We start from the raw sequence: 13,497 nt of genomic DNA, 5'->3' as shown, positions 1-13,497 counted from the left end.
AAGATAAGCTGAATTACTGTTTCTCCAAATATTTTAAGAAATCGTCTTTATAGTTGAAAAATTCGAATGTTTCGGCGATTGTAAAATAATTTTGTGGATCTACAACCGTTTGATAGAGGCTTTTGGCAGTTTTTAAACGTTCAGTATCGAAAGTAAATGCTTTGAGTATGAGTTTGCATTGACTACTGGAAAATGAAGCTTTCTTATTTACCGCGTTGATGAGCCCCACCCTTTCATTGTCAAAACTTGATTTTTTATAGCTGGTATAAAATTCTTGAAAAGCTTCAGGCGATAATAGCCTATAGTTTAGGTCCGCTAGAGTTGGTTGAATAGGGCCTGTATTGAGATCTCCCGTAGAACCATAAAAATCATCAAGAGCGTATTGATTGTTGCGAAACAGGCTAAGTTGTTTAATTACATTGAGCCTGCCGTTATCGTAACCTAAAATGAGACGCTCCTGTGCATTTACGTTAATCCGCTCTCTTAGGATTAATCTATCGCCTTGCATTATAGACAACTCGGGTTTAGAATTATATACATCGTAAAAACGAAATCTGCCAGTAGCTGACCCCACCACTTCATCGTCTAAGTATACTGTATACTTGCCCGGTTTGGTAATTTGCAGAAATACTTCGGCAGAACTGCGGTTGTTTTGAGCGAAACTTAGGGTAGCAAAAAGCATTGCCAATCCTAAAAAGATGGTTTTCTTCATTTTAATTAAGGTTTCATTTGTGTGTGTTTTTAAACTAATGCCAAACTAATGCCAAAACCAAACAAAAAAGGGTAAAACTAAAAAAGTTTCAATAATTCTTCGAGATGTATAATTTCTTTCTGCACATCACCAGGTTTTTCCTTTTGTAAAGGATTGAAAAATATAGCCTCCATACCAAAATTTAAAGCACCATAAATATCAGCTTCAAGGCTATCACCGATCATAATACTTTCTTCTTTTAAAGCCTTTGCTTTATCCAATGCATATTCAAAAATAATGGGGTTAGGTTTATTTACACCCACATCTTCTGAGATAATTACGTTTTCGAAATAAGGATTAAGATTAGAGAGGTTCATTTTGGTTAAGGTTGTTTCCTTAAAGCCATTAGAAATAATATGTAGGGTATATTTTTGCTGTAGGTAGCCCAAAACATTTTCTGCCCCATCGAACAAATTGGTTTTGGTGGGTGAGATACTTACATAATCGTCCTCAAATTGATGAGGTACCGCATCAGGGTGAATACCTAATTGAATGAATGTTTTGTTAAACCTTTCCGATCTTAAAAAATCTTTGGTAATTTTCCCCAAATGGTAATCGGCCCATAGCTGATGGTTATTTTCGGTATATATTGTAATAAAATCGGCACACGATTTTAAGCCAAGCTCCTCTAGTTTATAGGTTTGGTATAGCTCATCTAATGTTTCTTCGGCATTGCGATCAAAATCCCAAATGGTATGGTCGAGGTCGAAGAAAATGTGCTTTTTCATGAGTATATATATTAGCTGCAACGGTGATGAAGCTATCAGATTTTTCTAATCCCTACGTGATTTGAAAAATCATGATGGTTTCATGAGTGATGATTTTCACAAAGGTAGCCTAATGATTTTTGATTTATAAATAATCGGCAACTTTTGCATTTAATTCCTCAATAAGTTCGTCATCCATATACTGATATTCATCCGGGATATGAAGTGTAACAATTTCCTTATCGTAGGTTTCTTCAGGAAAACGTTCAGTGATCCTTTGCTTATGCTTTTTCTCCATCACAAAGATGAGATCGGCCCAGATGATCAATTTTGCATTAATTTTAATCTTAGCAGATGGCGCTGTTCCCGCTGACCTTACCTGATGATCGGGATGGTTTTTATAGATATTTTCCGCAGTGGCACTACGCCATTTATTTCTACTGCATATAAAGAGTATGTTCACTGGTTCTTGACTTAGGACTAAAAACTAAACCTTCTCTCCGTAGGCCAGATCGCCTGCATCGCCAAGTCCAGGTACGATATAAGATTTACTGGTCATTTCTTCGTCGATTGCTCCCAGCCAAAGTTTTGCTTTAGGCAGATTAGCACGTACATGTGCAACGCCTTCTGTACTGGCTATTGCGGCAACGATATGAAGTTCTGCAATTTTATAGCGGTTAATCAATTCTTTACAGCACATCACCATGCTTTGTCCGGTTGCCAACATTGGGTCGGCCATAATCAAAACTTTTCCTTCTAAATCTGGGGTAGAAATGTAATCCATCTGGATTACAAAATCGCCGCTTTTCTTTACTTTTCGGTAGGCAGAAATAAAACAGCATTCGGCTTTGTCGAAGATGTTAAGCAAACCTTGTTGAAGTGGCAACCCGGCTCGGAGTATAGTAGCTAAAACGGGCTGTTGAGTTAAAACCTCACAGGACGATACACCCAAAGGGGTTACGATTTCTTGAATGGTATATTCTAATGATTTGCTGATTTCGTAGGCAAAAAACTCACCAAGCCTTTCCATGTTTTTGCGGAAACGCATCGAATCTTTCTGAATGTTCTCATCCCGAAGTTCGGCAATAAAGGTATTGGCGATAGATTTTATCTTGCTTACATCAAAAATCATAGTAATGTTTCCGGTATCTTATAGGTTTATTCCTTGGGACGTTTAATTACTAAAATTAGCAATTTTAAGCCGGATAAATTAAATTAAAATCAATTTCCGGCATAATCGAGCATTTCTTTAAAGAGCGACTTTAGTTTTTTGTATTTCGCATTTGAAGATATACTTTTTAGACTCCAACTGCTGTAAAAGGTGCCGTTTACCACCTTCACTGCATCGATATATTGGTGTATTGTTTTAGTGGCTGCCTCACGTGTTAAAAACTGAAGAATATAATCGGTGAAGCAGTAAGAATTAACGATTAAAGGGGTTACTTTTTCGAGCTGAAGATCGTACCAGTTAAATGGCGTACAGGTTCCGGCCCTAAAGCCCGGTACATTACTATAACCCATAGAATAATCGGAAGTAATACCGGAATTAAGAATATTTAAATAGCAAATGGGGAATTTTAATACTTCTAACTGCTGACTACTTACAGGTGCAGGGTTTGGGTTGATTTTTTTGAGCTTAACAAGGCCTTCTTTAATCTCGAGCATTTTTTGCTTATCGCTGGCACAAGGTCTTAATAGCCCAACTGATTGATTGTTAAGTATTTTTGAAACGCCATTTATCCTAATGTAATTTATCGGCACATCAGGGAAATCGACAAAATAAAGAGGATTATTTTTTTTTGAAGAAAATAGCTGGTTTACCTCATCTAAAACCTGCTCATTATTAATCCCTACCCCTGTTAACCTGTCAAATTTCGAGCTCAGGTAATTGTTATCTTTTTTAAAGATAGCACTGAAAATAAATTTGGTCCTATTTAATAATCCCTCGGGCAAGTTGGGCAAAATATTGAAGTGAACGGTTGGCTGGTGCTGAAAATTCTTTTCGTGGAACTTAAAATGTGGATGCTTTTTTTTGATCAAACTTTTAATGATCAATGCCCATTCATCAATAATCGGTTTATCTAAAATCTTCCATTTGTGCTGATGGCTTTTTGATGGCCTAAATTCTTCTTCATTTTTTTTGGGATAAAAATATTCCTCATACCGGCTTAATATAAAAAATGAGGCAGCAAAAACATCAAATGGCAAGGCTGATTGTGTAACCGGAAAAGGGGCCTGATATTCGCCAAAAGGAATAGTTTTTGGCTTAATTTCTTCTAATTTGTTGGAGAAGAGTAAAGTGGTACGCTTAAAAAAAAGTTCCTCACCCAGTGGCTCTTCGCCATAACTGATTTTGACATGCTCGCTCTGTAGAAAATATTGGCTATTGCCTGTAAATTCCAATTCTGTTTTAAGAATATCTTTAAAAATAAAATTAAAGATATATTTTATCCGAGGCGTTAATATATTGGAGAAGATGATTAGATGCATAACTTATTTTAACAACACGGTATTTAAAAAAAGATTACAAGAAATATTTCTCAGCAGATATTAACTTAAATAATATTGCCTTCTAAAATTAACGGTAATTTAACATTAAGCCGTAATTTAATACAAAAATTACAATTAAAAGTTTGCTGTGAACTTTTTTTCAGGGTAAAGGATTTTTGTGCTTTTACGGTTAGGGCCTTTTACAATATGTACAATGCTCATCTGATCATCAAACATATCATATAAAATAGTGTTGCTCACCTCAACCGATTTTAAGGAAAGAATTTTCTCTACCTCAAGATAAATATTAGTAGCTTCATGATCGATCTCAAATCCGATGTAGTTCATTGAAGCCGCTTTGCCATTGGCTTTTAGCTGTAAATGAGAAAGTAGATATTTTTTCACCAATTCATCCATTGCCTTCTTCATATTCGGATTGCTCAGATCGGTTTTCTGTTTGTATAATTTGGCTAAAATTGCCTCAAAGTCGTCAGAAAAGATTTTACAGCTTACTTCTAAGGTTTTATCCTTGGCATTAAAGTTTACTTCAGTTGTGCTTACATGCAAAGGGTGTTTTATTCCTGCTCCAACAGAAAAAAAAGCAACACACAAAAGCAAAAAACTATATTTTAATTTACGCATCAACATATTAAATCTTTCCTTAAAAGGGCAAAGTTAACACATAATCTTCTACTTGTTAAATGTAATTAAGGTGTTATGTCCACATTGTTCTAAATGTAAGTGCCTGAAATTTAAGCGGGCAAATATTTTACTTAGTTTCTTATGGGATGGATGAACATGTGTAAGCTTAATATTAAAATTTTCATTGAGCCAATAGCTCATTTTAATGGCCAATTTTCTAAAACCCGATTCTTTTGCAAGTTCTTCCTGAAGAAATTTCTCATTGTTAACCACAATAAAACCGTAGCCGTTTTCTTTGATTAAGTTGTAGATACATTTTGCAAAACGGTAATCGTTAATGCAATAATACCAACATATGCGGTTAAAAATAATATCGAACTTGCCATGGGCTTCTTCTAAATAGCCCAATGAAAAATTTACTGTTATATTTTGGTCCCGAGCTTTTGCTCTTGCTATTGTTAAATAATTCTGGCTGATGTCGTGCCAGGTAACTTTTGCGCCCCTTTTGGCAAATTCGATACTATATTGCCCGGGCCCGGCCCCCAGATCAAGTAAAGTTTTGTTTTCGAAACTGCCTAAGTGGGTTTTTATAAAATCTATTACCTTGCTGTCAATTTTTTTATATTCATTAGCCGCATATTTTTCAGCAAAAGCTTTTGGAACAGGATCGAAACCTTTTTCTGGTTTTTGTAAGTGATATTTAAGCCAAAGCATAGTGTTGAATAGAAGACCAATAGTTATAGTACCAAGTTACTGTATTGGCTATGTATATTAAACAACAATTTATGTTTACAACTGTAAACCCAGTTGTTTGCGATAAAACTTCGCCAAAAAGTACTAAATAACTTAAAGAATAGTAACAAATTTGGTATTTAGACTTTTGTTTACAAGATATTTGGGGTTTTTGTAATTAAAAATATAATTTTAGCTATTGTAAACTATTTCATTCTCAATAGTTAGCTTATTATTCATGCCGTTACAAGATTTTATCTTTTATTTTAAATTGGGTTGGGCGCATATCATCAGTGATGATGCTTTAGACCACCAGCTGTTTATTTTGGCACTGGTTGCCATTTACAGTTATGTCAATTTAAAACAGGTGCTCATATTGGTTACGGCTTTTACCATTGGCCATTCCTTTACCTTACTTTTAAGCGTATTGGATATTATCCGGTTTGATAGTAAATGGGTAGAATTTTTAATTCCCTGTACCATTGTAATTACCGCAATCAGCAATTTGTTTAGAAAGAATTTTTCCTTAAAATCAATTAAGATCAATTATTTTTTGGCACTTGGTTTTGGTCTTATTCATGGAATGGGCTTTGCAAACTCCATCCGGATAATGCTGGCCAAAGATCAGAATATTGGCTGGGGCCTATTTGGGTTCAATGTAGGCTTGGAAGCCGGCCAGGTTTTTATGGTAATCATCATTCTTTTAATTACCTTTTTAATTTTTAATTATACCCGCATAAAGCGTATGAACTGGGTTTTATTTATATCAGCAGCCGTATTTAGCCTGGCTTTAAAAATGGCTTTAGAACGAATTCCTTTTTAATAAACCATATCATGAATAAACTATTTCCTTTAACCGGCCTGCTATTCTTTTCTGGTAGCCTGGCTATGGCCCAAAATACTCAGAATAACCCAGGGAGTAACCATGGGAATAAGTTTGAGCAGTTGGGCACCATTTTACCAACACCTAATGAACAACGTACAGCGAGCGGAGCGCCTGGTGTTAAATACTGGCAGCAACGTGCCGATTATAACATCAAATGCGAGCTGGATGAAAAAAATCTGTTGTTAACCGGATCTGAAACGATCACTTACACCAATAATTCTCCTGATCCATTAACTTATATCTGGTTGCAGCTTGATGAAAACGAGCATAGCACGGATCGCAATGCGAATTACCAGGATGCGACTAAAATGCCTGCTACCGGAACCACTAAAAATTTAGATCAGTTAAGTGTAACAGGAAATAATGGTTTTGGTATAAATATTACCAAATTAACCGATGCAGCCGGTAAAAACTTACCCTATACGGTTAACAAAACCATGATGAGGGTAGATTTGCCTGTAGCGCTGAGAAGTGGGCAAAAATTTATCTTTAATATCGATTGGAACTATAAAATTTCTGATCGGATGAGTGTTGGTGGCCGTGGAGGGTATGAGTTTTTCCCAACCGATGGGAACTACCTGTTTACCATGACCCAGTGGTACCCACGCTTATGCGTATATAGCGATTTTCAGGGATGGCAGAACCATCAGTTTACGGGTAGAGGCGAGTTTGCCTTAACCTTTGGCGATTTCAAAGTTCAAATGACTGTTCCGGCTGATCACCTGGTGGGTTCAACGGGGGAATGTATCAATTATAGCGCTGTTTTAAATCCAACTCAATTAAGTAGGTATAATTCTGCTAAAACTGCTGCTGCGCCTGTAGAAATACAAACCTTGGCTGAAGCTAAACTGGCAGAAACCAAAAAATCTACAGCTAAAAAAACATGGGTTTTTAATGCGAACAATGTCCGCGATTTTGCGTGGACATCCTCACGTAAGTTTATCTGGGATGTCATGCCTCAAAAAATTCAGGCCAATAACAATACCGTAATGTGCATGAGTTTTTATGGAAAGGAAGCGTACAACCTTTACAGTAAATTTTCTACCCGTGCGGTAGCGCATACCATTAAAACCTATTCAGATTTTACCATCCCATACCCTTACCCTGTTGCACAAAGTATCGAAGCCGCAAATGGAATGGAGTACCCAATGATCTGTTTTAACTATGGTCGAACAGATACGGATGGGACATACAGCGAAAGCACTAAAAATGGGATGTTAGGTGTAATTATTCACGAGGTTGGACACAACTTCTTCCCGATGATTGTAAATAGTGATGAACGCCAATGGACCTGGATGGATGAAGGACTAAATTCTTTTGTTGAGTATTTAACCGAAGAACTTTGGGACAACAAATTTCCAAGTAAAAAAGGACCGGCATATACCATTGTAGATTACATGAAACTCCCAAAGGATGAGCTGGAGCCAATTATGACCAACTCTGAAAACATTACCCGTTTCGGTCCAAATGCGTATTCGAAACCTGCTACCGGTTTAAATATCCTTCGCGAAACCATCATGGGACGGGAACTTTTTGATTACGCATTTAAAGAATATTCGAGAAGATGGGCTTTTAAACACCCTGAACCTGCTGATCTTTTCCGTACCATGGAAGATGCCAGCGGCGAAGATTTAGATTGGTTTTGGAGAGGTTGGTTTTACGGAACCGATCCCTGTGATATATCTTTAGATAGCGTGAAATTTGCGAAAGCCGATTTCCCTAAAGATTTGCCAGAAGCTAAATCGAAAATGGTTAAAATTGATAAACCTGCCGTTAATGCCTTTGAAGATATTTCGAAAATCAGAAACCGCGAGGACAAGAAAATTAATTTTTACGTAGATAAAACTCCTGCAGCACAAGATTTCTACTATAAATACGATAGAGGAATGGTTACTGTTGATACCACTGTTGCTACTAAAACAGAAACTGCTGCAACTCTAGAAGCTGTTCCTTCAGCAGAGCAGGACCAATATGGCAACAAATTTATTTACGAACTGAGCTTTAGCAATAAAGGAGGCTTGGTAATGCCTATCATTGTTGAGTTTACCTATAAAGATGGAACAAAGGAAATAGACCGTATTCCAGCGCAGATTTGGAGGCACAATGAATTGAAAACAGCTAAGTTTTACGTTAAAAATAAAGAAGTAGCCTCTATTTTAATTGATCCTTTACGTGAAACTGCAGATATCGACACCTCAAATAACACTTGGGGCGGTAAAGCAAAAGAAAGTAAGTTTAAGGTATATAAAACCAAAGTTGGTGGGGCAGTAAGAGGCCAGTCGGTTGGTAAAAACCCAATGCAGGCCGCAGCGGGTAAATAATCGCATTGTCATCCTGATCGATCGTCATTTCCGTAGTTCTCCAAAGGAACTCCTTTGGAGGAGAAATCTTTAAGCTGATGACATTACGATTCTCGCTTTCGCGAGGATGACCCCAAATCCCTATTGAATTTTTCAATGGGGATTTTTTATTGAATGAGGTAATGCTAAGAATCAACCTAGTAAATCAAAAGTTTAACTTTGGATTTACTAGGTTCGTATGCCTTTAATCTGTCTAAAAGGCTATTTGAGTATTGAAGGTTATAAAATTCTGAAGGGAATAAATTTCTTATTACCCCCAACTTTCCTGACTTTCCCCTGTTTTAGATTTTGCAGCCTAAATCGTACATTTGATTAGCCCATGAAATTTAAAATCACCTCAGAATATCAGCCCACCGGAGACCAGCCAAGTGCGATAAAACAATTGGTAGATGGCGTAAATGCCAATGAACATTATCAAACTTTACTAGGCGTTACGGGATCGGGAAAAACATTTACGGTAGCTAATGTGATCGAACAGACGCAAAAACCTACCCTGATTTTGAGTCACAATAAAACTTTGGCAGCGCAGCTTTACGGCGAGTTCAAAAATTTCTTCCCTGAAAACTCGGTGAATTATTTTGTTTCTTATTACGATTATTATCAGCCTGAAGCTTTTATCGCATCAAGCAATACTTATATCGAAAAAGACCTGAGTATAAACGAAGAGATTGAAAAACTCCGGTTACGCACTACCTCTTCGTTAATGAGTGGCAGACGCGATATTATCGTGGTATCATCCATCTCCTGTATTTATGGTATGGGTAATCCCGAAGATTTTTCCCGGATGGTTTTCCGTTTTGGCGTGGGCTTAAGGATTTCGAGGAATGCATTTTTGCATAGCTTGGTTGAGATTTTATATTCGAGAACTACAACAGACTTTAAACGTGGAACCTTTAGGGTTAAAGGCGATACTGTTGATATTTATCCGGCCTATCTTGATCATGCTTACCGCATTTCTTTTTTCGGTGATGATATTGAAGAACTTTCCTCGATTGATCCGGTTTCCGGAAAAACCATAGAGAAATTAGAAGACATGGCCATTTATCCAGCCAATCTTTTCGTTACCCCGAAAGATAGGTTCAATTCTTCCATTTGGGGAATACAGGAGGAGCTGGAAATCCGTAAAAACCAGCTAATTGCAGATCGACATTTGTTGGAAGCCAAACGGCTGGAAGAACGTACCAATTTCGATATCGAAATGATGAAAGAATTGGGTTATTGTTCCGGTATCGAAAACTACTCACGTTTCTTCGATGGAAGGCAGCCCGGCATGCGTCCTTTCTGTTTGTTAGATTATTTTCCTGAAGATTATTTAATGGTGATCGATGAAAGCCATGTTACCGTTCCGCAGATCAGGGCCATGTACGGTGGCGATAGATCGAGGAAATTATCTTTAGTTGAATATGGTTTCCGTTTGCCTGCTGCACTGGATAACAGACCTTTAAACTTTAACGAATTCGAAGCGCTTGCCCCGCAAACCATTTATGTAAGTGCAACTCCGGCTGAATATGAATTGGAAAAATCAGAAGGTGTGGTAGTAGAGCAGGTAATTAGACCTACAGGTTTGTTAGATCCTGTTATTGAGATTAGACCTGCCATTAACCAGGTCGACGACCTTCTAGATGAAATAGATATTACCATAAAAGAAGGTGGCCGTATTTTGGTTACCACATTAACCAAACGTATGGCTGAAGAATTAACTAAATATCTTGATCGCTTAAATATCAAGACCAGGTATATCCATTCTGAAATTAAAACCCTCGAACGGGTAGAGATTCTTCGTGGTTTACGTTTAGGAGAATTTGATGTGTTGGTTGGAATTAACCTTTTGCGCGAAGGTTTGGATTTACCAGAGGTTACTTTGGTTGCTATTTTAGATGCGGATAAAGAAGGTTTCTTACGGTCTGAAAAATCGTTGATCCAAACCATAGGCCGTGCGGCCCGTAACGATAAGGGCCGTGTAATTATGTATGCTGATAGCATTACGGATAGCATGGAGAAAACCATATCAGAAACGAACAGACGTAGGGATATACAGATTGCTTATAACCTTGAACATGGCATTACACCTAAAACTGTTGGTAAATCAAGGGAAGCGATTTTAGAGCAAACATCTGTCCTTGATTTCTCTCAGAAAGCAAGCGATAACAAAGCCAGGGCTTATGTAGAAAATGCCGAAATCAGCATTGCCGCTGATCCAATTGTACAATATATGGGTAAAGCAGAGCTACAAAGAGCAATTGATACTACGCGTAAGGATATGCAAAAAGCAGCAAAAGATATGGACTTTTTGCAAGCGGCAAAACTGCGTGACGAAATGTTTGCCCTAGAGAAAATGTTTAACGAAAAATTCGGTAAGTAACGATTTGGTTTTAAAGCATGATTTTTAGATAATTTAGCCTACAATTGCTTTAAACAAGTTATCTAAAAATCATTCAATGAAATCTTTTAAACTAGTAACACTGATCGTACTCGGTGTCATGGGGCTAAAAAGTCATGCCCAAAATGCTACAGCAATTTCCCTCCCGCTTGGAGGTAATGCCTACAGTTCTCTCCATCAGGATTCAGAAAGAACATTATCCAACAGGGGAATCATAAACTGGTCTAATCCAAAAGAATATTTTACAGCTTATTTTAGGGTTTCTAAACCTGGTACCATAACGATATCGTTAAGCGATAAGCCTATAGTTGATGGGCAATCAGTTCTGGAATTCGCCATCAACAATCAATCTAAAAAGGTAAGTTTCGATGAAACCAAAACTTTTGATGGTAAGATTGGCGAGTGGACCATTAAAGATACTGGCTACGTTGCCTTAACCATTAAAGGAATAAGCAAAACTGGAATGAAATTCCCTTCAATACAAGCCTTATCCGTTAGTGGAACAGCTACTGAAGGCAAAACGGCTTATGTTAAAAACAACGAAGGCAACTTTTTTCATTGGGGCAGGCGTGGGCCATCGGTTCACCTCAACTATCAACAACCTGAAAATGTAAACGCAGCGTGGTATTATAACGAAGTAACTGTACCAAAGGGTGAAGATATTTTAGGCTCTTATTTTATGGCTAACGGATTTGGTGAAGGCTATTTCGGTATGCAGGTAAATAGTCCAACCGAACGGCATATCTTATTTTCGGTATGGAGTCCTTTCAATACCGACGATCCTAAAAGTATCCCGGAATCGCACAAGATTAAAATGCTAAAGAAAGGCGAAGGTGTACATACGGGAGAGTTTGGCAATGAAGGCGCTGGCGGTCAGAGTTACCTGAATTATATGTGGAAAGCAGGAAATACCTATAAATTCTTGTTGCATGGGGTACCTGGAAAAGATAGCCTAACTACCTACACTGCTTATTTCTTTGCACCTGAAACCAATAAATGGCAATTGATAGCCAGTTTCACCAGACCGCAGACTAAGACCTATTTAAAGCGCTTCCATTCATTTTTAGAAAACTTCTCACCTGTACAGGGCGACCTATCGCGGAAAGTTTTGTTTGATAACCAATGGATCTGTGATGATAAAGGAACATGGACCGAATTAAAGTCTGCCCGCTTTACTACCGACAATACAGGAGCAAAAGGATACCGGATGGATTATCAGGGAGGGATAGATAAAGGCGCCTTTTATTTAAAGAACGGTGGCTTTTTTAACGATTATACCACACCAAGAAAAATTCTTACCAGAAGCACTACAGGTAAAAAACCTGAAATAGATTTCAGTAAATTACCTTAACACTCAAAATAATTATGGAATTTTGAAACTTTAATCATCATTACATTACAGCACAATGGACGGGCAAAACAGAAAAGACATTTATCCAGGCTTGGAAGTCGGAATTATTTTGAAGAAAGATCAGCAGTCGGGAAATATCACCTATGGTGTAGTGAAAGATCTGCTTACTTCATCGGCATTTCATTCCAGAGGGATAAAAGTGAGGCTCGAAGATGGTCAGGTAGGCCGCGTAGCTGAAATTATTGAAGATTAATGAAACATACTTATCTTATTATTTTAGTTTTTGTATTTATGGGTAGTGCATCTGCTCAGGTTGTTGATACAATGAATGTAAAACCTGTTGAAAATAAGGTTGTTACCGATCAAAAAACAATCAGGATTTGTGTGCCATCTAGAGCTGGTATTATTTCAAACCCACCTTTATATGTAGTGAACAATATTGTGCTTAGCGGCGTAAATGTAATGGAATACATCAGGCCAGCTGGTGTCGAGGCCGTATATGTGTTGAAAGATAGACCAGCAACTGAAAAGTATGGAGTGAATGGAAAGAATGGTGTAATTGAGATTACTTTGAAGAAAGATGTTCAATTATGGAGCCTGGAAGAACTGTTTAAAAACTTTAGGATAAAAAAGAGAGATAGGAACCTGCCGGTTTTTATTGAACTGGAAAGGTTGGTGGGCTACAACGATTTTTACATCGCCAGCGACATGGTAAAGAACGTAGAGGTTATTGCGTCAAAAGGTGAATTATCATCACAGGAAAGATTTATTAAGGTGTGGTTAAAACCTTTATAGGCTTATTTACGTATTATATTTGTAATCAAAATGCAATTAAAGGCTCAGTAAGTAACAAAATAAATTTTATGACGTCTATATTTGTAACAACAGTAATTTAAAAAATGGCATTAGTAAAATTCATTTTCATCACAATATTGGTACTTTGGCTGATCAGAATGTTGATTAGGTTAATTCTGCCAATGCTGTTTAATAATCTGGCCGGCAAAATGCAAAGTCAGGCTACGGGACAGCAACAACAAAGACGGTCAAAACCTGAAGGTTCTATTTCGATAGATTATATGCCTCCAAAGCCTGATCAAAGTAAAACAGATAAACTCGGCGACTTCGTAGACTACGAAGAAGTGAAATAAAACTAAACCCTGAACTTGTTTCAGGGTTTTTTTGTTTAAAGTATATAGTT

14 protein-coding genes are annotated in these 13,497 nt (G+C 37.3%); 7 read left to right on the top strand and 7 right to left on the bottom strand.

All coding sequences use genetic code 11. From position 1 onward, the window contains the following. Positions 1-13 precede the first annotated feature (13 nt). The 7 genes from AC1DNH_RS18800 to AC1DNH_RS18770 all read right to left on the bottom strand — a co-directional run bounded on the left by AC1DNH_RS18800 (position 14) and on the right by AC1DNH_RS18770 (position 5,304). A complete protein-coding gene (locus AC1DNH_RS18800; protein ID WP_477578454.1) occupies positions 14-712 on the bottom strand; it encodes a DUF4476 domain-containing protein in 699 nt (232 codons plus the stop codon). A 77-nt stretch (positions 713-789) separates the two neighbouring features. Beyond that, positions 790-1,479, bottom strand: coding sequence for a YjjG family noncanonical pyrimidine nucleotidase (locus AC1DNH_RS18795; protein WP_477578456.1), 690 nt, complete (start codon positions 1,477-1,479; stop codon positions 790-792). A gap of 124 nt (positions 1,480-1,603) precedes the next feature. After that, the gene (locus AC1DNH_RS18790; protein ID WP_477578457.1) at positions 1,604-1,921 is read right to left on the bottom strand and encodes a low molecular weight protein tyrosine phosphatase family protein; all 318 of its coding nucleotides are present in this window, start codon (positions 1,919-1,921) and stop codon (positions 1,604-1,606) included. Positions 1,922-1,945: 24 nt separating this feature from the next. Continuing rightward, entirely contained in the window at positions 1,946-2,590 is a 645-nt protein-coding gene (gene upp / locus AC1DNH_RS18785; protein ID WP_477578459.1) for a uracil phosphoribosyltransferase, read from the bottom strand. Between the two features lie 89 nt (positions 2,591-2,679). Beyond that, positions 2,680-3,948, bottom strand: a complete 1,269-nt coding sequence (locus AC1DNH_RS18780) for a DUF7033 domain-containing protein (RefSeq protein ID WP_477578461.1) — start codon at positions 3,946-3,948, stop codon at positions 2,680-2,682. A gap of 135 nt (positions 3,949-4,083) precedes the next feature. Then, the gene (locus AC1DNH_RS18775) at positions 4,084-4,590 is read right to left on the bottom strand and encodes a DUF6702 family protein (protein WP_477578462.1); all 507 of its coding nucleotides are present in this window, start codon (positions 4,588-4,590) and stop codon (positions 4,084-4,086) included. 48 nt (positions 4,591-4,638) lie between these two features. Further along, positions 4,639-5,304, bottom strand: coding sequence for a class I SAM-dependent methyltransferase (locus AC1DNH_RS18770; RefSeq protein ID WP_477578464.1), 666 nt, complete (start codon positions 5,302-5,304; stop codon positions 4,639-4,641). A gap of 256 nt (positions 5,305-5,560) precedes the next feature. Between AC1DNH_RS18770 and AC1DNH_RS18765 the strand changes: the two genes are divergently transcribed. The 7 genes from AC1DNH_RS18765 (at position 5,561) to AC1DNH_RS18735 (ending at position 13,447) form a co-directional block, all read left to right on the top strand. Beyond that, complete coding sequence (locus AC1DNH_RS18765; protein ID WP_477578466.1) at positions 5,561-6,145, top strand: HupE/UreJ family protein; 585 nt, start codon at positions 5,561-5,563, stop codon at positions 6,143-6,145. Between the two features lie 11 nt (positions 6,146-6,156). Beyond that, positions 6,157-8,529 carry a M1 family metallopeptidase gene (locus AC1DNH_RS18760; RefSeq protein ID WP_477578468.1) on the top strand — a complete coding sequence of 791 codons (2,373 nt, stop codon included), beginning with the start codon at positions 6,157-6,159 and terminating at the stop codon, positions 8,527-8,529. 358 nt (positions 8,530-8,887) lie between these two features. Then, positions 8,888-10,930 (top strand): excinuclease ABC subunit UvrB, encoded by a 2,043-nt coding sequence (uvrB, locus tag AC1DNH_RS18755; protein WP_477578470.1) that lies wholly within the window; start codon positions 8,888-8,890, stop codon positions 10,928-10,930. A gap of 76 nt (positions 10,931-11,006) precedes the next feature. After that, complete coding sequence (locus AC1DNH_RS18750; protein WP_477578472.1) at positions 11,007-12,299, top strand: DUF3472 domain-containing protein; 1,293 nt, start codon at positions 11,007-11,009, stop codon at positions 12,297-12,299. Positions 12,300-12,354: 55 nt separating this feature from the next. Next, a complete protein-coding gene (locus AC1DNH_RS18745) occupies positions 12,355-12,552 on the top strand; it encodes a YwbE family protein (protein ID WP_477578473.1) in 198 nt (65 codons plus the stop codon). Further along, on the top strand, positions 12,552-13,094 hold the full coding sequence (locus AC1DNH_RS18740) for a hypothetical protein (RefSeq protein ID WP_477578475.1): 543 nt from the start codon (positions 12,552-12,554) through the stop codon (positions 13,092-13,094). Before AC1DNH_RS18745 ends, AC1DNH_RS18740 begins: the two co-directional genes overlap by 1 nt. Positions 13,095-13,198: 104 nt before the next feature. Next, positions 13,199-13,447 carry a DUF4834 family protein gene (locus AC1DNH_RS18735; RefSeq protein ID WP_055903040.1) on the top strand — a complete coding sequence of 83 codons (249 nt, stop codon included), beginning with the start codon at positions 13,199-13,201 and terminating at the stop codon, positions 13,445-13,447. Positions 13,448-13,497: the final 50 nt, after the last annotated feature.

The organism is Pedobacter sp. 01N310 (assembly GCF_056399805.1).
This window is presented reverse-complemented; position numbering and strand designations above follow the sequence as displayed.